The sequence below is a fragment of the Mesorhizobium sp. Root695 genome (assembly GCF_001428185.1).
In the GTDB taxonomy this organism is placed as follows: domain Bacteria; phylum Pseudomonadota; class Alphaproteobacteria; order Rhizobiales; family Rhizobiaceae; genus Mesorhizobium.
In genome coordinates, this window is the sequence record NZ_LMHO01000023.1 from 205,782 (window position 1) to 225,264 (window position 19,483).

Here is a 19,483-nt window from a genome sequence, read left to right on the forward strand (position 1 = left end):
ATGACTGCCGGGCCGGCGATTTTCACTACAGACTGGATTGAAGCATGAAAGCCGTTGTCTGCCGTTCGCCCGGCGACCTTGTCCTGGAAGACCGTCCCGCACCGGACTCACCGCCTCCCGGCTGGGCGCTGGTGGCGGTCAGCCATGTCGGCATCTGCGGCACCGACTACCACATTTTCGAGGGCAAGCACCCGTTCCTCGCCTATCCCCGCATCATGGGCCATGAGGTGTCTGGAACGATCATCGAGACCGGCGAAGGCGTCGATCTGGCCGTTGGCGAGCCGGTCGTCATCAACCCCTATCTTTCCTGCGGCAAGTGCGTCGCCTGCCGGCACGGCAAGCCGAATTGCTGCGTCAGGATCGAGGTGCTCGGCGTGCATCGCGACGGCGCCATGTGCGAACGCATCCTTGTGCCGGCGCAAAATCTCTATCCGGCAAACGGCCTGTCGCTGGCCGACGCCGCTGCCGTCGAATTCCTGGCCATCGGCGCGCATGCCGTGCGGCGTGCCCGCGCCGATCCCCGCGCCCGCACCCTGGTCATCGGTGCCGGCCCCATCGGGCTTGGCACCGCCATCTTCGCCCGCATCGCCGGGCTCGACGTGATGCTGCTCGACATGAGCAGCGAAAGGCTCGCCTTCGCCGCGAATGCGCTTGGTTTCCAGACCCTCGACGGCTCACGCGGCTCAGCACCCGATCTGGTCAGGGAGGCGACATCAGGCGAAGGCTTCGATGTGGTCTTCGACGCCACCGGCAACACCCAGTCGGTGCAGTCGGCCTTCGCCCATGTCGCGCATGGCGGGACACTGGTGCTGGTCAGCGTCGTCAAGGACGACATCAGCTTTTCCGATCCGGAATTCCACAAGCGCGAGATGACATTGATCGGCAGCCGCAACGCGCTACGCGCCGACTTCGACCATGTCGCCGCCTCGATCCGCAACGGCGCCGTGCCGATGGCCAAGCTCGTCACCCACCGCACCACGCTCTCCGACACGCCGCGCGATCTCGCTCACTGGGCGCATGAGAAATCCGGCCTGATCAAGGCTGTGATCGAGGTGGGGTCATAACATGGCAGGCGGTGAACCCGGCCCGAATTGACGACGCCCCGCCCAGGTCGAAGGCGGCCCTCAAACGCCAAGACGCTGACAAGTGAGCGCGACCGAGTTGGTCTGATATCAGCGTGGGTCAGATAATCACGGTCTCGTACAAGGCCGGCACTCCCTACAGCGCCGACAATTTGAGTTCCACCCGCTCGGCTGGGAAGCGCGACTCGGAAAACTGGATCGGCTGGCCGTCCGGCGTGACGTTGACGGCGACGGTGACCAGCACGATGGCGCCCGGCTGCAGATCGAGATCGGCAAGGTCGGCCGCATCGGCATGGCGCGCCGACAGCACGGTCGATTGCCTGAGATAGTCGTCTATGCCGAACCGCGCCAGCGACGCGGTGATCGAGCCGGTCTCAGCCATCGCGGCATCGATACCGGCAAAGCGCCTGGCATCGAACCAGCCGGCAGCGCGCGACACCGGCCGTCCATCGGCTTCGCCACGTGTTTCCAGACGGATCACCTCAGCCCCCCTGGCAAGGCCAAGGCCCTCGGCGACGCGCTGGCTGGCCGGCTCGACCGACGAGGCGAGCAGGACGATGTGCCTTTCCGTCGTCTGCCCTTGCAGGCCTGTCGAAAAGCGTGTGCGCGCGCCGATCGGATAGGACAGCCTTTTGCGCGACAGCACGAAAGTCCCGCGTCCCTGCTCGGCCCGCAGCACGCCTTCCTGCACAAGCGCTGCTATGGCGCTGCGCACCGTGTGGCGATTGACGCCATACCGCTCAGCCAGTGCCACCTCAGGCGGCAGCGGGGCATTTTCGGCGAAATCGCCGATGGCGATCGCATGCAGGATCTTGTCGGCGATCTGCCGCCACAGCGAAACGCCGCTGCGCCGCTCGATGCTGTCCGCTGCCAGCCGCCCGACCATTGATTGCCCCCAGCCTTCTAGCGCGCGGTCTTCTACCGTCATCCACCCGTCATGGACACGCGCTAGATAATAGGTATAATTTGTATAATTGTCTATATCAATAGACAAATTTAGCCACAAGGATTATTGCTCATGCGAGGACAGGAAGCCCGCGACCAGGTCGAACGCAAGGCCGCCATGGCGACGCTGGCGCAATCCAGCGGCGACGACATCGTGCGGTTCTGGAACGAGGCCGGATTGCCTTCGGACGCTGAACTGCTGCGCGGCCCCGAGACAGGCTTGGTCACCTTGCGCGGCCGCATCGGCGGTGGCGGCGCGCCCTTCAATGTCGGCGAGGCGACCGTCACCCGCGCCACGGTCCGCCTGCCGTCCGGACAGGTCGGCCATTGCTATGCCCTTGGCCGGGACAAGCAGAAGGCGAAGCTGGCGGCCATCGCCGACGCACTGTGGCAGGACCCTGGCCACCGCGCCAAAGTCGAGACCGGGCTGATAGCGCCCCTGCGGTCGGCTCTGACCGCGATACATGAGAAACGCCGCGCCGAGACGGCGGCAACGAAGGTGGATTTCTTCACCATGGTTCGCGGAGAAGACTGATGGACATTGCGGCGCAATCGATCGAAGGCGGTTTCGCCGATCCGGTCTTCAATGCCCAGACCGTGTTCCGGGCGGTCATGGACGCGATGGCGCGGCCAGGCAGCGTACAGCCGCTGCCGGCCCTCGCCCGCCCGCCGGCGCCGCTCTCGGCAAGCGCCTGCGCCATCGCGCTGGCGCTTTGCGACAACGACACACCGCTGTGGCTCGACCCTGCTTTGCAGGCTTCCACTGCCATCAAATCCTGGCTTGGTTTCCACACCGGCGCGCCATTGGCCAACACGCCAGCCGATGCGCATTTCGCTCTGATCGCCACGCCGGCCGAGATGATGTCGTTGGACGGCTTTTCGCAGGGCACGCAGGACTACCCCGACCGCTCGACCACGCTGATCCTGCAGGTCAGCGATCTCGTCTCCGGCACGCCGCTGTTGCTCGAAGGTCCCGGCATCGAAACCAGCGCCACGATTGCGCCGGCGCAGATGCCGCGCCATTTCGTCGAACAGTGGAAGCAGAATATCAAGCGCTTTCCGCGCGGCGTCGACATCATCCTCGCCACCGCTGATGGCATTGCTTGCTTGTCGCGCACGACTCGCATCAAGACGATGGAGGCGTAAGATGTATGTTGCGGTAAAAGGTGGCGAAGCGGCCATTGCCAATGCCCACAGCCTGCTTGCCGACCGCCGGCGCGGCGACCGTTCGGTGCCGGCCCTTCGCCTCGACCAGATCATCGAGCAGCTGGCGCTCGGCGTCGACCGGGTGATGAGCGAAGGCTCGCTCTACGACCGTGAGCTGGCTGCCTTGGCAATCGCCCAGGCGCGCGGCGACATGATCGAGGCGATCTTCCTGGTCCGCGCCTATCGCACGACGCTGCCGCGCTTCGGCTACACCAAGCCGATCGATACCGCCAACATGCTGGTCGAGCGGCGCGTCTCGGCGACCTACAAGGACCTGCCCGGCGGCCAGTTGCTCGGGCCCACCTTCGACTACACCCACCGGCTGCTCGATCCCGAGCTTGCCGCCGGCGGCGATGTTGCCGAGCCGTTGCAGCGCGAGACGGAGGCGCAAGCCATGCCGCGCGTTTCGGCGATCCTCGCCCGCGAAGGCTTGATCGAGCCGGACGGCGACATGCCGCAAGACCATGTCCCCGGCGACATCACCCGCGAACCGCTGGAGTTCCCGATGGCGCGCGACATCCGCCTGCAGGCGCTGTCGCGCGGCGACGAGGGTTTCCTGCTGGGGCTCGGTTATTCCACGCAGCGTGGCTATGCCCGCAACCATCCCTTCGTCGGCGAGATCCGCGTCGGCGAGGTCGAGCTCGAACTCGACGTACCGGAACTGCCCTTCGCTGTGCCGCTCGGTACTGTCCGCGTTACCGAATGCCAGATGGTCAACCAGTTCAAAGGATCGGTCAAGGCGCCGCCGCAATTCACCCGCGGCTACGGACTGGTCTTCGGCCAGAGCGAGCGCAAGGCGATGGCGATGGCGCTCTGCGACCGGGCGCTGCGCGCTTCCGAACTCGGAGAGGATGTCGTCGCCGCCGCCCAGGACGAAGAGTTCGTCATCTCTCATTCCGATAACGTCCAGGCGACCGGCTTCGTCGAACATCTGAAGCTGCCGCATTATGTCGACTTCCAGGCCGAACTCGACCTCGTGCGCCGCATGCGTGCCGAATACGAAGCGCGCGAAACCCCCGCGAAGGTCGAAGAGAAGCGGGAGGCCGCGGAATGATTTCAGCCGTCTCCGCCGCCACCATGACCTGCGCTGTAGTGGCCACTATGCGCCTGGTTGAACCCTTTGCTGCCAGCAATGGTCTCACCGCTCGCACTTTCTTTTGGCGCGGGCAGAAACATGCGCCGAAGGAAAAAGAGAACGACGCCGGCGAACACCAGCAGCAAAACTCCGAGATGCATCCATCCGGTTGGGGCCATCTGAATTCGGCCCTGTTTCCGCGTCTTGGACGCCAATTCAATAGTACAATGCGGATGTGATCGCCATGACCGACATCGCCACCTACAACTTCGCCTACCTCGACGAGCAGACCAAGCGGATGATCCGCCGGGCGATCCTCAAGGGCATCGCCATTCCCGGCTATCAGGTGCCGTTCGCTTCGCGTGAAATGCCGATGCCCTATGGCTGGGGCACGGGCGGCGTCCAGGTCACCGCCTCGATCATCGGTCCCGACGATGTCTTGAAGGTGATCGATCAGGGCGCCGACGACACCACCAACGCGGTCTCGATCCGCGCCTTCTTCAAGAAGGTCGCCAATGTCGCTGTCACCACCGATACCGCCAGCGCCACCATCATCCAGACCCGCCACCGCATTCCCGAACACCCGCTCACCGCGGGCCAGGTGCTGGTCTATCAGGTGCCGATCCCGGAGCCGCTGCGCTTCCTCGAACCGCGCGAGACCGAAACGCGAAAAATGCATGCGCTGGAGGAATACGGCCTCATGCATGTGAAGCTGTACGAAGACATCGCCAAGCACGGCCGCATCGCCACCACCTATGCCTATCCGGTCAAGGTCGAGGGCCGCTACGTAATGGACCCGTCGCCGACGCCGAAATTCGACAATCCCAAGATGCACCGCTCGCCGGCGCTGCAGTTGTTCGGCGCCGGGCGCGAAAAGCGCATCTATGCGGTGCCCCCCTTCACCGAAGTGGTCAGCCTCGACTTCGAGGATCATCCCTTCGAGGTGCAGACCTTCGACCAGCCCTGCGCACTGTGCGCGGCCGAGAATGTCTATCTCGACGAGGTCGTCCTCGACGACCATGGCGGTCACATGTTCGTCTGCTCCGATACCGATCACTGCGAGAAGCGGCGGGCGGACGGCCATCGCGGCCACCTCGCACCAGAGACCATGGAGCCGGCGCAATGACCGACGAACCGCTGCTGCGCGTCTCGGCGCTGTCCAAGTTCTATGGCTCGCGCGTCGGCTGCGACAACGTCTCCTTCGACCTCTGGCCGGGCGAGGTCCTGGCTGTCGTCGGCGAATCCGGCTCCGGCAAGACGACGTTGCTCAACTGCTTGTCGACGCGGCTGATACCCTCCTCCGGCACCGCCAGCTACCGCATGCGCGACGGCCAGTTCCGCGAGCTCTACCGCATGAGCGAGGCCGAGCGCCGCTTCTTGATGCGCACCGACTGGGGTTTTGTCCACCAGAACCCGGCCGACGGCCTGCGCATGACGGTATCGGCGGGTGCCAATGTCGGCGAGCGACTGATGGCGGTCGGTGATCGCCACTACGGCAAGATCCGCGCCACGGCCGTCGACTGGCTGTCGCGCGTCGAGATCGACGAGGACCGCGTCGACGATGAGCCGCGCGCCTTTTCCGGCGGCATGCGCCAGCGCCTGCAGATCGCCCGCAACCTCGTCACCGGGCCAAGGCTGGTGTTCATGGACGAACCGACAGGCGGCCTCGACGTCTCGGTGCAGGCGCGCCTGCTCGACCTGCTGCGCGGTCTGGTTACCGATCTTGGTCTGGCGGCGATCGTCGTCACCCACGATCTTGCCGTGGCGCGGCTGTTGTCGCAGCGCATGATGGTGATGAAGGACGGCCGCGTCGTCGAAAGCGGCCTCACCGACCGCGTGCTCGACGACCCGCGCGCGCCCTACACCCAGCTCCTCGTCTCCTCCATCTTGCAGGTTTAACCATGGCGACGCCCCTTGTTGTCTCAGACGTCGCCAAGAGCTTCACCATGCATCTGCGCGACGGCATCAGACTGCCCGTTGTCTCCGGCGTCTCGTTCTCGATCAGGGCCGGCGAATGCACCGTGCTCGGCGGTCCCTCCGGTGCCGGCAAGAGCTCGATCCTGAAGATGCTCTACGGCAACTACGCCGTCGACGAAGGCCAGATCATCGTCACGCACGATGACGGGCTGATCGACCTCGCCACCGCCAGTCCGCGCACCGTGCTTGCGGTCCGCCGGCAAACGATCGGCTATGTCAGCCAGTTCCTGCGCACCGTGCCGCGCGTCTCGGCATTGGATGTCGTCGCCGAACCCCTGGTCGAGCGCGGCGAGGACCGCGAAGTAGCCAGAGGCAAGGCACGCGCCTTGCTGGCCCAGCTCAACCTGCCGGAGAAACTTTGGGCATTGCCGCCGGCGACCTTCTCCGGCGGCGAGCAGCAGCGCGTCAACATCGCGCGCGGCTTCATCACCGAGCACCCGATCCTGCTGCTCGACGAGCCGACCGCTTCGCTCGATGCCAGGAATCGCGATGTCGTGATCGAACTCATCGCCGCCAAGAAGGCGGCTGATGTCGCCCTGCTCGGTATCTTCCACGACCACGACGTGCGCGAGGCGGTTGCCGACCGCGTCATCGACGTCACCGCTTTCGCTCCCGGAAAGATCGCCGCATGACGAGGAAATTGTCGGAGACACCGCTGGTCCACCCGACGGCGGAGGTGCAGAACACGACGCTCGGCCGCTGGACCGAGATCGCCGACCGCAGCCGGGTCTCGGAAAGCGAACTCGGCGACTATTCCTACATGATGCAGGATTGCGCAGTCTGGTGCGCAACGATCGGCAAGTTCTCCAACATTGCAGCCAGCGTGCGCATCAACGCCACCAACCACCCGACCTGGCGGCCGACGCTGCACCATTTCACCTATCGCGCCTCCGACTATTGGGACGACGCCGAGCACGAGAGCGAGTTCTTCGCCCAGCGCCGCGCCAGGCGGGTTACTATCGGCCACGACACCTGGCTTGGCCATGGCTCGACCATCCTGCCCGGCGTCACCATCGGCGATGGCGCCGCGGTTGGCGCCGGTGCAGTCGTCTCGAAGGATGTCGCCCCCTACACCATCGTCGCCGGCGTGCCGGCAAAGCCGATCCGTCAGCGCTTCGACCGCCGCACCGCCGAACGCTACCAGGCGCTCGCCTGGTGGGACTGGGACCATGCAAGGCTGCGTGCCGCGTTGGATGATTTTCGTTCGCTTGAGGCTGAGGCTTTTCTGGAAAAATACGGCGGATAAGCCATCACATCATCGTCATGGGCGAACCTGTTTCATATCCCTGACACATCTCCGAGGCAGGACCCGGCCTTTCCCAGGAGATCGCAATGCTCGACACAGTCAAACCCTCGCTCACCGCATTCTTTGCCGGCTCAAATCCGAAGCCGCCGGTTCATCTGGGCACGCGCTACGACACATCAGGCAATTTCCTGATCGAGCCCGGCAACACGGTCGTCAGTCATCTCGTCAGCGGTTCGCCATCGGAAGCTGTGATGCTTGCGGTGCGCGACCGCATGCTGGCGATGCCGGACGCCGACCGGCTCGCCTTCACGCCCGTCTCCAGCCTGCACATGACGCTGTTCCAGGGCATCATCGAATATCGCCGGCGACTACCCTACTGGCCGCAGGACGTGCCTCTCGACACCAGCATCGACGCCATGACCCGCCTCTATCTGGAACGGCTGAAAGGCTTCGAGGGCTTCGGCCCATTCAACATCAAGGTCGTCGAAGTTCTGCCGACCGGCCTCACCGTTGCCGGCGCGACCGACGACGACGTGCGCATCATGCGTCAATGGCGCGACGCGCTGGCCGTGCCGTTCGGCTACCGGCATCCCGATCACGACGCTTACGTCTTCCACATCACCTTCGCCTACCAGATCCAGCGTCTGGCCGACGATCGGGCAGCCGCATGGCAGGACCTGTTCGACGATTGCCTGGAGCTTTTCCAGCGACAGGCTCCGGTGATCGAAATCAAGGCGCCGGCCTTCTGCAGCTTCAGGGACATGGAGCACTTCGAGGAACTGCTGGTCCTCGGCCGGCCGTAGCTCCACACCTGTGGAGCGTAACAAAACTGACATCATCGCGACACGGCAGGTTCATGTGGCTGCGTTAGGCGAGAGCCTGACGATCAATGGTCCGGACTGGAATCTGCCGCCATGCCAGCAACCTCTGCCACGCTCGAAATACGCGGTGTCACCCGACGATTTGGCAAGAACACTGCCGTCAGCGACATCAACATCGCGATCCCGCAGGGTCAGATGGTTGGCATTATCGGCCGTTCGGGCGCCGGCAAATCAACCCTTCTGCGCATGATCAACCGTCTCATCGATCCCAGCCATGGGTCGATTTTTTTTGACGGCGCCGAGGTCTCCCAGTTGCGCGGCTCGCCGCTGCGGCGCTGGCAGCGCGACTGCGCCATGATCTTCCAGCAGTTCAACCTGGTGCCGCGCCTCGACGTGCTGACCAATGTGCTGCTCGGCAAGCTCAACCACCGTTCGACCATGGTGAACCTGCTCGGCATCTTCTCCAGGGAGGAACGGGCCGAGGCAATGGCAGCACTGGAACGTCTCGACATCGCACGCACAGCGCTGCAGCCAGCCGGCACCCTGTCGGGCGGCCAGCAGCAGCGTGTCGCGATTGCTCGCGCCATGATGCAGCAACCCAAGGTGATCCTTGCCGACGAGCCGATCGCTTCCCTTGACCCGCTTAACGCCAAGGTGGTGATGGACTCGCTGCAGGACATCAATCTGCGCGAAGGCATCACCGTCGTCACCAATCTCCACACGCTGGACACCGCCCGCACCTATTGCAGCCGCATCATCGGCATGGCCGCCGGCAAGGTCGTCTTCGACGGCCCGCCCGAGGACCTCAACCGCGAGGCCGTGCGCATGGTCTACGGCGCCGACAGCAGCGGCGGCGAAATCTCCGAGGCCATCACCTCGACCAGTGTCGTCATCAAGCAAAAAATCGCCGCATCCGCCGGACCGCTTGAGCCAGCCTTTCCTGGTTACTGAGCGACCTGGATCGCCAGCCCGCGTCAAGGGCATCGTATCCCAACGCAGCCGGCGCGATGCCGGAATCAACAGGAGAGACGCCAAATGTTTAGAAAGATATTTTTCGGTGCCGTTTCCGCCATGACCATAGCGATTGGCGCGGCACAAGCACAGGACCTAAAGGAATTCCGCATCGGCATTCTCGGCGGTGAGAATGAAGCGGACCGTCTGCGCAACTACCAGTGCTTCGCCGATCACATCAAGCAGGTCCTCGGTGTGGAGAAGGTTTCGATGTTCCCCGCCGCCGATTATGATGGCGTTATCCAGGGCCTGCTCGGTGGCACGCTCGACTATGCCGAACTCGGCGCTTCCGGCTACGCCAAGGTGTATCTCGAAAACAAGGACGCGGTTCAGCCGATCCTGACCACGGTGCAGACAGACGGTTCCATGGGCTACCACTCGGTCATGGTCGCCCGGGCGGATTCCGGCATCAAAACGCTTGCCGACATGAAGGGCAAGAAGCTCGGTTTCGCCGATCCGGATTCGACTTCGGGTTATCTGATCCCGGTGACTGCGCTGCCCAAGGACATCGGGATGGACGTCAAGGGCTATTTCGCCTCGACCGGTTTCGGCGGCGGCCATGAGCAGCTCGTGCTTGAAGTGCTGAAGGGCACCTTCGACGCGGGCACCACCTGGGCTTCCGGCGTCGGCGACTTCAAGGACGGCTATACCTCGGGCAATCTGCGCAAGATGGTCGAGAAGGGCGTCCTCAAGATGGACGACCTCGTTGAATTGTGGCAATCGCCGCTGATTCCGAACGGCCCGCTGGTCGTGCGCACATCACTCGACGCCGGCGTCAAGCAAAAGATCACCGATTTCCTGACCAAGCTTCCGCAAACAGATCCGGCCTGCTTCTCGGCGGTCGAGGGCGGCGATTTCACGGGCTTTGCGCCGGTCACTCCAGAATTCTATCAGGCAATCATCGACGCCCGTAAGGCGAAGATCGGCTCGTAGGCCGAGTATCATGACGCCGCCGGGGGCCGTGTGCCACCGGCGGCGTTGCCGCATCAAGGGGCTGGGAAATCATCGATGAGCGCGACCGACGTCCACCGCGCGCCCGCGCTTTCACCGGAGGCAGCCATAGTCGATCGACACTGGCGCGACCTCGCCGCGCGGCGGCGCCTCTACACGGTGGGAGGCCTGCTTTTCCTGCTGCTCGCACTCTCTGGCTCGCTATGGTTCGCCAACGAAACCAACGCCGGGAAATTCTTCGACCGCCTGCCTTACATCGCCGACTTCTTTATCGACATGAAGCCGCGCGACTGGTTCGAACCCGTACGCGCGCTGTTCGACCTGCCGTCGCCCTATGACGATGGCAGCCTGCAATTCGACTACCCGGAAGGCCGGGTCTACCTGACCCAGAGCATCTACATTCCGGAGTATTTCTACCGGATGGTCGAGACGCTGAACATTGCACTGTTTTCAACGCTGGTCGGCTCCACATTCGGTTTCCTGCTCTGCTTCTCCGCCGCAAGCAATATTACGGCCAGTCGCTGGTTGCGCTTCACCACCCGCCGTTTCCTAGAGATTGTCCGCGCCTTCCCCGAAATCGTCATCGCCGGCTTCTTTCTGGCGATCTTCTCGCTTGGCCCCATTCCCGCGATCATGGCGGTCAGTATCCATACCGTGGGCGCACTCGGAAAAATGTTCTTCGAAGTTGTCGAGAACGCTGACATGAAGCCCGACGAAGGCCTGCGGGCTGTCGGCGCCAACTGGGTAGAAAGGGTATGGTTCGGCATCGTGCCGCAAGTCCTCCCTAACTTCATGAGCTATTTTCTGCTTCGCTTCGAGATCAACGTGCGCGCTTCGACCATTCTCGGCGCCGTCGGCGCGGGCGGCATCGGTGAATCCCTGCGCCTTTCGATCAGCCGGGGTCATGAGGCCAAGACAATCGCCATCGTCTTTTTGCTGTTCTGCACGATTGTCGTCGTCGACCAGTTTTCGGCATGGCTGAGGCATCGCCTTGTCGGGAGACAGGCGTTCACATACGGACGCGGAGAGTAACGCAATGGAGACCGCTGCCATCAACGACATTGTTGCCCGCCATCCGGACGCGTTTCGGCGATCGGCATGGAGGCGCTATGCCACCCCCATCGGCATCCTCCTGTGCATTCTTTATAGTTTCTATTGCTGGTGGTTCTTCTCGATCGGCATCGTTCTCGAAAAGGCGAACTGGAATCTCGCGAGCGCCTATCTCGCGGACTGGGTATCTTACGAAATTCGCCCGGACATCGAATTCAAGGACAATTATCTGGAGATCAACTACTCCCGCTTTTCCAAGCTGGGGTCCAACCCCAATCCGGAATGGGTGGTCAAGCAAACCGCGGTGGTCGAGCAGCGTGCAGACGCAAAAAAAATGGCACCGGCGGTCGCATCCGACAAATCGTCGCACGATTCGTTCATGGCCGCCAGTGCTCCGACTGCCGACAACCCGGCTACCTTGCCGCAGCAATCGCTTCCAGCCGCGCCCGAAACGGTGCGCAAAGAAACCGTCGTTACGGCCGACATTGTCTTTGGCAACGGCCGAATCGCCATCACGCCAAAACTCGTCACGGTGACGCGCGGCGCGCAAAGCATCGTCTTCGATATCGCCAGGGACAAGTCCGTCACACCGCGGACGCCGCTGCCTGACTGGATCGAGCAACGCAGGCCCGGCTCCACAGCCTACATCTCGTTCGGCTTCTTTGGCCGTGCTGAAATACAAAGTGACGAAGTCATTGCCTGGCGGCGTTTCCTAGGTTGGGCGAATTTTGTGTTCGACACCAATTCTCCCTTCTGGGGGAAACCGTTCGGCGAGGTGGCTTCGCTGATCGCCTCCGGGGCACGCATCGACCCGAAGCGATCAAACGCTGCACTTGCCTGGGACAACATCGCAAACAACGCCGAATGGCAGCATGGCGACGTCTGGCTGAAATTGCTGCAGACGATCGTCATGGCCTTTGTCGGCACGGTGCTGGCCTCGGTCGTCGCCTTTCCACTCGCCTTCCTGGCTGCCCGCAACATAACGCCGAGCCGGATAGCCAACCAGACGACCAAACGCTATTTTGATTTCCAGCGCTCGGTCGACATGCTGATCTGGGCGCTGTTCTTTACCCGCGGCTTTGGTCCGGGGCCGCTGGCCGGCATGTCGGCTATCTTCTTCACCGACACCGGAACCCTGGGCAAACTCTATTCCGAGGCGCTGGAGAACATCGACGACAAGCAGCGCGAGGGCATCCGCTCGGTGGGCGCCACGCCAACGATGGTGCAGCGCTACGGCGTGCTGCCTCAGGTTCTGCCGGTGTTCCTTAGCCAATCCCTGTATTTCTGGGAATCGAACACGCGCTCGGCGACAATCATCGGCGCCGTCGGCGCCGGCGGTATCGGTCTCAAATTATGGGAAGCCATGCGCACCGGAACCAACTGGGCCAATGTTTTCTACATGGTACTGTTGATCTTGGTTGTGGTTTTTGTCTTCGACACCATCTCCAACTATCTCCGCCGCAAACTGATGGGGACCGTCGGAAACGGCAATGACGAGCGGCCGGTGCGCCTGCTGCCGGTGGCTTAGACCAATCCCGAACCGAAGGCGGCGAAGCAAAGGTGGAACCGGTTTTGCTTCGCCGCCCGTTGGTTTGCGTCTCAGGCACCGGCCTTCTTCCAGCCGTTCCTGATATGCTTGTAGCCGTCGCGATAGACGGCTTCCGGGCTTTCGGAAAAATCGCGCCACACCTTGGTCGCCGCCGCCAAATCCTTGAGCGAGCGGCCGAACGCCTCGATCGTCAGCCAGTCGTCATAGCCGCTCTTGCGGATGGCGGAGAATGTCTCCTTCCACGGAATGTTGCCGCGCCCGGGCACGCCGCGATCGTTCTCAGAGATATGGATATGCACGACATTCCGGCGGTGTTTTATGTAGGCGCCGATCGGGTCGGCCTCCTCGATATTGGCGTGGAAGGTGTCGTACATCGCCTTGATGTGCGGCCGGTCGATGGCGTCGATATGCTCCGACAAATCTGCCATCGTGTTGAGGAGATAGCATTCGAAGCGGTTGAGCGCCTCGAGCCCGATGGTGACGTTCCTCTTGCCGGCATGGTCGCCGATGGCGCGTTGCGAGGCGACCGAGCGCTTTTTCTCGGCGGCCGTTGGCCCAGCGCCGGAAAAGGCGCCGAGCGTCGAATGCAGCGGGCCGCTCAGCGTGCTGGCGCCGAGTGCATTGGCGCAGTCGATCGCCCATTTCATGTAGTCGACACCGGCCTTGCGCGTTGCCGCATCGGCTGAGATCAGGTTCATCGCCGGATCGCCCATTGCCGAAACCGCGGTCCGCTCCAACCCGATGCGGTCGAGCAGTTCGCCGAGCCTTTTATAGTCGTCCGGTGTGCCGCCGAAGATCGGTATCTCGACGCCATCGAAGCCGGTCGTCTTGATGTCGCGCAGCAACGGCTCGTGCTTCTTCGACACCGCCGTCGTCCACAAGAACATGCACATGCCGATTTTCATCGACGCCCCCTCCCCTTGGATCCCCCCGGATTTTTAGAGTTTCGTCCACGCCCCATTCTTCTTCGACGACTTCACGCAGGCCTCGATGAAGGCCATGCCTTCGACGCCGTCGTGAATGGTCGGGAAGACAACATCCTTGGCCGGCTTGCCGCCCTTGCGACGCGCCGCCCGGATGGCCCGAGCGGCCTCCTGGTAGATGTTGGCGAAGCCTTCGAGATAGCCCTCGGGATGGCCCGACGGCACGCGGCTGACACGGCCCGCCACTGGCAGCGCGCCGGCACCATTGCGGGTGATCAATTGCTTCGGCTGGCCGAACGGCGTGTACCAGAGATAGTTCGGGTCGGCCTGCACCCATTCCAGCCCGCCCTTGGAGCCATAGATGCGCAGCTTCAGGCCGTTCTCGTGGCCCGGCGCCACCTGGCTTGCCCAGATCATGCCCTTGGCGGGATGCGTCTTGCCGGCAGGCTTGAAACGCAGCATGACGTTGACGTTGTCATCGAGTAGGCGCCCCGGCACGAAAGCGTCGAGATCGGCTGAAAGGGAATCCAGTTCCAGCCCGGAGACAAAGCGGGCGAGGTTGTAGGCATGCGTGCCGATATCGCCCAGCGCGCCGCCGGCTCCTGCCTGTTTCGGATCGCCGCGCCACGCGGCCTGTTTCTGGCCGGTAGCAGCCAGGTCCTCGGTCAGCCAGTCCTGCGGATATTCCGACTGCACGATGCGGATGTCGCCGAGCACGCCCTTGGCGACCATCTCCCGCGCCTGCCGCACCATCGGATAGGCGGTGTAGTTGTGCGTCAGCACGAACACCTTGCCGGTCCTTTCGACCACGGCGGCCAGCTTCTTCGCCTCGGCCAGTGTGGTTGCCAGCGGCTTGTCGCAGATGACGTGGATGCCGGCCTCGAGGAAAGCCTTTGCCGCCGGTACATGCACATTGTTGGGCGTGACGATGGCCACCGCCTCGATGCCATCGGGGCGCTTGGCCTCGGCCTTGGCCATCTCGGCATAGGACGCATAGCTGCGGCTCGGATCGAGGCCGAGTTCGGCCGCTGAAGCCTTCGCACGAGCGGGGTCCGATGACAGCGCGCCGGCGACCAGCACGAAGTCATTGTCCAGGCGCGCCGCGATCCGGTGCACCGCGCCGATGAAGGCGCCTTGCCCGCCGCCCACCATGCCGTAGCGGATCGGGCCGCCTCCCGTTTCCGCCTTCGATGCGCCGACCATGTCTTTCTCCCTCGTTGTTGCTCACCCCCCTTGAGAGGAGGTCGATCCGCGCAGCGGATCGGGTGGGGTTGCCGGGCGTAGAGCGCGGCGTGAACCGACCCCGCCCGGCCCTTCGGGCCACCCTCCCCTCGAGGGGAGGGAAGACCGCGTCAGATACCCATCATGGCGCGCAGCACTTTCTTGTCCGTAGCGCCACCGGCAAAATCGTCGAATGCCTTTTCGGTCACCCGGATGATGTGGTGCTCGATGAACGGTGCGCCCTCTGCCGCACCATCCTCCGGATGCTTCAGGCAGCACTCCCATTCCAGCACCGCCCAGGAATCATAATTGTACTGTGTCAGCTTGGAAAAGATGCCGCCGAAATCCACCTGTCCGTCGCCCAGCGAACGGAAGCGGCCAGCGCGGTTGGTCCAGTTCTGATAGCCGGAATAAACGCCTTGCCGGCCGGTCGGATTGAACTCGGCGTCCTTGACGTGGAACGCCTTGATCCGCTCGTGATAGATGTCGATGAATTCGAGATAGTCGAGCTGCTGCAACAGGAAGTGCGACGGATCGTAATTGATGTTGCAGCGCTTGTGGCCGCCGACCGCATCGAGGAACATCTCGAAGGTCGCGCCGTCGAACACGTCCTCGCCGGGATGGATCTCGTAGCCGACGTCGACGCCATTGTCTTCATAGACGTCGAGGATCGGCTTCCAGCGCTTGCCGAGTTCGGCGAAGGCTTCCTCGATCAGCCCGGCCGGCCGCTGTGGCCACGGGTAGAGATAGGGAAAGGCTAGCGCTCCGGAGAAGCTCACCGAGGCCTTCAGGCCGAGGTTCTTCGACGCCTTGGCGGCGAACTTCATCTGTTCGACCGCCCATTTCTGCCGTGCTTTCGGATTGTTGTGCACCGAAGCGGGCGCAAAGCCGTCGAATTGCGCATCATAGGCCGGATGCACCGCCACCAACTGCCCCTGCAGATGCGTCGACAGCTCGGTGATCTCGACGCCGGCGTCAGCGCAGATGCCCTTTACCTCGTCGCAATAGGCCTTGGAAGAAGCTGCCTTCTCGAGATCGAACAGCCGCGCGTCCCAGGTCGGGATCTGCACGCCCTTGTAGCCGAGACCGGCAGCCCATTTCGTGATCGACTCCAGCGAGTTGAACGGCGCGGCGTCGCCCGCGAACTGCGCCAGAAACAGTCCAGGGCCCTTCATTGTCGTCGGCATCGGCATCCTCCCTCATTGTTCTCGCGACCGAGCATAGCGCCGATTGGAAGCAGGGCCAGCCACTTTGGTCTTTTCCCAATGGGCGCTTGCAGGCGCCACTATTCTGGTATTACCAAATATGCGAATTTGGTCAAGCCTGGCGATGCATCATCAAGGCCCCACGATCACACGAGATAGGGATATATATCTCAATATAATCAAAGAAGTAATTCGTGCACAAAGTCGCATTCCCGCACTTCTTGCCGTCCCGCAGAATTTGCTGTAGACCTCCCTTCAGGCCCAATTGGTCGAACCAGTTTGAGAGAAAAGGCTGGGGATGCCTTGGGGAGGAACCGTTGCGTCGCCTTTTGGCGATGCATGTCGCAGGCGAACCATAGAGACGATTGGGAAGGACAGACGATGCATCTTTCGACGCACAACTGGATGCGCGCGGAACCTTTGGAGACGACGCTCAAGCGCATCAAGAAATTCGGCTATGAGTCGATTGAGATCTCCGGCGAGCCCGAGCAGTACAAGACCAAGGAGACGCGGGCGCTGCTGAAGGAGCATGGCATCCGCTGCTGGGGCGCGGTGACGCTTATGTTGGGCGAGCGCAACCTCGCCGCCAGGAACCAGGGCCAGCGCGAACGCTCCGTGCAATATGTCAAGGACGTGCTGACCATGGTCAGCGAACTCGATGGCGAGATCATCACGCTGGTTCCCGCGACGGTCGGCAAGGTGGTGCCCGACGGCACCGAGGAAGAGGAATGGAAGTGGGTTGTCGACGCCACGCGTGAATGCTTCACCCATGCCAAGAAGGTCGGTGTCAAGATCGCCGTCGAGCCGCTCAATCGCTTCGAAACCTACCTGTTCAATCGCGGCGCCCAGGCCCTGGCACTGGCCGACGCGGTCAGCCCCGAATGCGGTGTCTGCCTCGATGCCTACCACATCCACATGGAAGAATTTAACGTCTATGATGCGATCCGGCAGGTCGGAAAGCGCCTGTTCGACTTCCACGTCGCCGACAATAACCGCTTTGCCGCCGGCCTTGGCCAGATCGACTGGCCTAAGATCGTCGCTACGTTGCGGGATATCGGCTACGATGGCGCGCTGACCAACGAATTCGTAGCCCCCGTAGACCGGACGCCGGCGGCCCCCTATCCCGACATGGTCGAGCGCAATCCGGTCGACATCTCACCCGAACAGCTGAAGTTCATCCAGGACCACGGCTCCAGCGTGCTCACGGAAAAGTTCTACACCGACCAGATGCGCATCAACGCCGAAACGTTGCTGCCGCTGATCAAATAGCCGGCTGCCTGTTGGGGAATTTGCCCTTTCCGCCCTGACCGGCGGCAGGGCTGGGGAAGAATATGCGCATCAAGACCGTCCAAGCCTGGTGGGTCCGCATCCCGATCGAAGCCGCTCGGCAACACCGCAGCGACTTCGGCCAGGTGACGACCTTCGACGCCGCCATCCTGCGCATCGAGACCGATGACGGGTTGGTCGGCTGGGGCGAAGGCAAGAACGCCGCCGGCAGCGCCGGCAGCTACGGCGCGCTCGTCCACATGCTGAACCATGAGGTCGGGCCGCAATTGATCGGGCGCGATCCGGCCGACATCGGCGTCATCTGGGAGATGCTCTACAATGGCGGTCGCCACGATAGCGCCGCCCGCGCCGGCCACGCCATGCCGCAGCTGGCGCGGCGCGGCATGAGCATCGCCGCCATCAGTGCCGTCGACATCGCGCTGTGGGACATCCTCGGCAAATCGCTTGGCGTGCCGGTCTGGCGGCTGCTCGGCGGCCGCAAGCTTGATCGCATGCCGGCCTATGCATCCGGCGGCTGGGCGGCCGCCGGCGCCATCGGCGAGCAGTTGAAATCCTATATCGCCAAGGGCGGCTTCAAGGCACTGAAGATGCGGGTTGGCGCCATGGACGGCGCGGCACACATTTCCGCCACCCGCGTCCGCGCCGCACGGCAGGCGCTCGGCCCCGATGTCGAGTTGATGGTCGACGCGCACGGCACCTATACGGTGGCGGAAGCCAAGCGCTTCATTCACCTCGTCAACGATCTGGATCTCGCCTGGTTCGAGGAGCCTATCATCGCCGACGACAAGCCCGGCATGGCCGAAGTGCGGGCATCGGGCTCCGTTCCGATCGCCACCGGCGAAAGCGAGGCTACACGCTATGCCTTCCGCGACCTTGCTGTGCTGAAGGCCGCCGACATCTTCCAGCCCGATCCTGCCTTCTGCGGCGGCATCAGCGAGGCGATGAAGATCGGCACCATCGCCAGCGCCTTCAACCTGCGCTTTGCACCGCATCTGTGGGCCGGCGCGCCCTGCTTCTTCGCCGGCTTGCATGTCTGCGCCGCCTCGCCGTCGAGTTTTACCGTCGAATATTCGCTCGGCGCCAACCCGATGATCCATGACCTGATCGAAGAGACTGTCGAAGCCAAGGACGGTATGATAGCGATCCCGGAAGGACCGGGTCTGGGATTCACCATTTCGGACCGGTTCCTGGAGGCGCACGCGCAACGCGGTTGACGATGAAAGAAAAGAACCTTCTCGCGGAACTCGCCGCCTACCTGTTCTCTCATTCGGACAAGGAGACCGGCCGAACGCCGTCGGAACGCGAACTGGCGGAGCATTTCGCTGTCAGCCGCGGCCAGATCCGCGAGGCGCTCGCCATCCTCGAAGCCATGCGCATCGTCGAGCGCCGGGCCAAGTCCGGCATCTACATCGACACCAAGCAGGCCAGCGTCGAGGCGATGGCGCTGTTCGCGCGTGCCGGCCTGCCGCTCGACCCGATCCAGATCTACGAGACGGTCGAACTGCGCAAGATCCACGAGATCAAGGCGGCCGAACTTGCCTGCTCGCGCGCCACCGAGGAGAATTTCGAGCGGCTGCGCGAAATCCTCAAAGCTTCGGAAGACCGCATCGCGGTGGGCGAAGGCCTTGCCAGGGAGGACCGCGAATTCCACCTCGAGATCGTGCGGGCAACCAAGAACAGCGTCTTCCACAATGTCTGCAGCGTCTATTACATGATGGGCGAACAGCGCCTGCCGATTTATTTCAACGACCCGGAGCGCAACGTGCGCTCGCATGCCGAGCACATCCAGATCTATGAGGCGCTGCTGCGCCGCGATGGCAATCTCGCCCAGGCTTTGATGAGCGCCCATCTGCAAGGCGCCGAGAGCTACTGGAAAGGCCTGATCGAGGGCCATGGCGAAGAACCACAAAGCCCGACGCTCGAAAGAGCTTGAC

General features: G+C 63.0%; 21 protein-coding genes. 17 read left to right on the forward strand and 4 right to left on the reverse strand.

Translation table 11 applies throughout. The features are described 5' to 3' along the window. The first annotated feature begins 44 nt into the window (after positions 1-44). The gene (locus tag ASD99_RS19985) at positions 45-1,064 is read left to right on the forward strand and encodes a zinc-binding alcohol dehydrogenase family protein (RefSeq protein WP_056594848.1); all 1,020 of its coding nucleotides are present in this window, start codon (positions 45-47) and stop codon (positions 1,062-1,064) included. A 154-nt stretch (positions 1,065-1,218) separates the two neighbouring features. Here ASD99_RS19985 and phnF read toward each other — a convergent pair whose 3' ends face one another. Beyond that, positions 1,219-1,968 (reverse strand): phosphonate metabolism transcriptional regulator PhnF, encoded by a 750-nt coding sequence (phnF, locus tag ASD99_RS19990; RefSeq protein WP_056594846.1) that lies wholly within the window; start codon positions 1,966-1,968, stop codon positions 1,219-1,221. A gap of 132 nt (positions 1,969-2,100) precedes the next feature. Between phnF and phnG the strand changes: the two genes are divergently transcribed. The 13 genes from phnG (at position 2,101) to phnE (ASD99_RS20055) (ending at position 12,892) form a co-directional block, all read left to right on the forward strand. Then, positions 2,101-2,562, forward strand: a complete 462-nt coding sequence (phnG, locus tag ASD99_RS19995) for a phosphonate C-P lyase system protein PhnG (RefSeq protein WP_057144664.1) — start codon at positions 2,101-2,103, stop codon at positions 2,560-2,562. After that, complete coding sequence (gene phnH / locus ASD99_RS20000; RefSeq protein ID WP_057144665.1) at positions 2,562-3,173, forward strand: phosphonate C-P lyase system protein PhnH; 612 nt, start codon at positions 2,562-2,564, stop codon at positions 3,171-3,173. The genes phnG and phnH overlap by 1 nt, the downstream gene beginning before the upstream one ends. Position 3,174: 1 nt before the next feature. Continuing rightward, complete coding sequence (locus ASD99_RS20005) at positions 3,175-4,287, forward strand: carbon-phosphorus lyase complex subunit PhnI (protein ID WP_057144666.1); 1,113 nt, start codon at positions 3,175-3,177, stop codon at positions 4,285-4,287. Continuing rightward, entirely contained in the window at positions 4,284-4,547 is a 264-nt protein-coding gene (locus ASD99_RS33535; protein ID WP_162256713.1) for a hypothetical protein, read from the forward strand. Before ASD99_RS20005 ends, ASD99_RS33535 begins: the two co-directional genes overlap by 4 nt. A gap of 5 nt (positions 4,548-4,552) precedes the next feature. Then, positions 4,553-5,434 (forward strand): alpha-D-ribose 1-methylphosphonate 5-phosphate C-P-lyase PhnJ, encoded by an 882-nt coding sequence (locus ASD99_RS20015; RefSeq protein WP_057144904.1) that lies wholly within the window; start codon positions 4,553-4,555, stop codon positions 5,432-5,434. Further along, positions 5,431-6,207, forward strand: coding sequence for a phosphonate C-P lyase system protein PhnK (gene phnK, locus ASD99_RS20020; protein ID WP_057144668.1), 777 nt, complete (start codon positions 5,431-5,433; stop codon positions 6,205-6,207). Before ASD99_RS20015 ends, phnK begins: the two co-directional genes overlap by 4 nt. Before the next feature lie 2 nt (positions 6,208-6,209). Then, complete coding sequence (phnL, locus tag ASD99_RS20025) at positions 6,210-6,917, forward strand: phosphonate C-P lyase system protein PhnL (protein WP_056594831.1); 708 nt, start codon at positions 6,210-6,212, stop codon at positions 6,915-6,917. Next, on the forward strand, positions 6,914-7,531 hold the full coding sequence (locus ASD99_RS20030) for a DapH/DapD/GlmU-related protein (protein ID WP_057144669.1): 618 nt from the start codon (positions 6,914-6,916) through the stop codon (positions 7,529-7,531). The genes phnL and ASD99_RS20030 overlap by 4 nt, the downstream gene beginning before the upstream one ends. 86 nt (positions 7,532-7,617) lie before the next feature. Beyond that, positions 7,618-8,334: a DUF1868 domain-containing protein gene (locus ASD99_RS20035; RefSeq protein ID WP_057144670.1), complete on the forward strand. Its 717-nt coding sequence runs from the start codon at positions 7,618-7,620 to the stop codon at positions 8,332-8,334. 111 nt (positions 8,335-8,445) lie between these two features. Next, complete coding sequence (gene phnC, locus ASD99_RS20040; protein WP_057144671.1) at positions 8,446-9,303, forward strand: phosphonate ABC transporter ATP-binding protein; 858 nt, start codon at positions 8,446-8,448, stop codon at positions 9,301-9,303. 84 nt (positions 9,304-9,387) lie between these two features. Continuing rightward, on the forward strand, positions 9,388-10,296 hold the full coding sequence (gene phnD / locus ASD99_RS20045) for a phosphonate ABC transporter substrate-binding protein (protein WP_056594816.1): 909 nt from the start codon (positions 9,388-9,390) through the stop codon (positions 10,294-10,296). 75 nt (positions 10,297-10,371) lie between these two features. Beyond that, positions 10,372-11,346, forward strand: coding sequence for a phosphonate ABC transporter, permease protein PhnE (phnE, locus tag ASD99_RS20050; protein ID WP_057144672.1), 975 nt, complete (start codon positions 10,372-10,374; stop codon positions 11,344-11,346). A gap of 4 nt (positions 11,347-11,350) precedes the next feature. Next, complete coding sequence (phnE, locus tag ASD99_RS20055; RefSeq protein ID WP_056594812.1) at positions 11,351-12,892, forward strand: phosphonate ABC transporter, permease protein PhnE; 1,542 nt, start codon at positions 11,351-11,353, stop codon at positions 12,890-12,892. Positions 12,893-12,963: 71 nt separating this feature from the next. On the opposite strand, the gene ASD99_RS20060 is transcribed toward phnE (ASD99_RS20055), so the two are convergent. The 3 genes from ASD99_RS20060 to ASD99_RS20070 form a co-directional block, all read right to left on the reverse strand. Beyond that, the gene (locus ASD99_RS20060) at positions 12,964-13,818 is read right to left on the reverse strand and encodes a sugar phosphate isomerase/epimerase family protein (protein ID WP_056594809.1); all 855 of its coding nucleotides are present in this window, start codon (positions 13,816-13,818) and stop codon (positions 12,964-12,966) included. A 33-nt stretch (positions 13,819-13,851) separates the two neighbouring features. Then, the gene (locus ASD99_RS20065) at positions 13,852-15,039 is read right to left on the reverse strand and encodes a Gfo/Idh/MocA family protein (protein ID WP_056594807.1); all 1,188 of its coding nucleotides are present in this window, start codon (positions 15,037-15,039) and stop codon (positions 13,852-13,854) included. A 149-nt stretch (positions 15,040-15,188) separates the two neighbouring features. Further along, positions 15,189-16,244, reverse strand: a complete 1,056-nt coding sequence (locus ASD99_RS20070; protein ID WP_056594805.1) for a sugar phosphate isomerase/epimerase family protein — start codon at positions 16,242-16,244, stop codon at positions 15,189-15,191. A 399-nt stretch (positions 16,245-16,643) separates the two neighbouring features. Here ASD99_RS20070 and ASD99_RS20075 point away from each other — a divergent pair, with 399 nt between their 5' ends. The 3 genes from ASD99_RS20075 (at position 16,644) to ASD99_RS20085 (ending at position 19,482) form a co-directional block, all read left to right on the forward strand. Then, entirely contained in the window at positions 16,644-17,531 is an 888-nt protein-coding gene (locus ASD99_RS20075) for a sugar phosphate isomerase/epimerase family protein (protein WP_056594799.1), read from the forward strand. Between the two features lie 62 nt (positions 17,532-17,593). Next, positions 17,594-18,763 (forward strand): mandelate racemase/muconate lactonizing enzyme family protein, encoded by a 1,170-nt coding sequence (locus ASD99_RS20080; RefSeq protein WP_057144673.1) that lies wholly within the window; start codon positions 17,594-17,596, stop codon positions 18,761-18,763. A gap of 2 nt (positions 18,764-18,765) precedes the next feature. Further along, positions 18,766-19,482 carry a FadR/GntR family transcriptional regulator gene (locus ASD99_RS20085; RefSeq protein ID WP_057144674.1) on the forward strand — a complete coding sequence of 239 codons (717 nt, stop codon included), beginning with the start codon at positions 18,766-18,768 and terminating at the stop codon, positions 19,480-19,482. The last annotated feature ends 1 nt before the right edge of the window (position 19,483 follow it).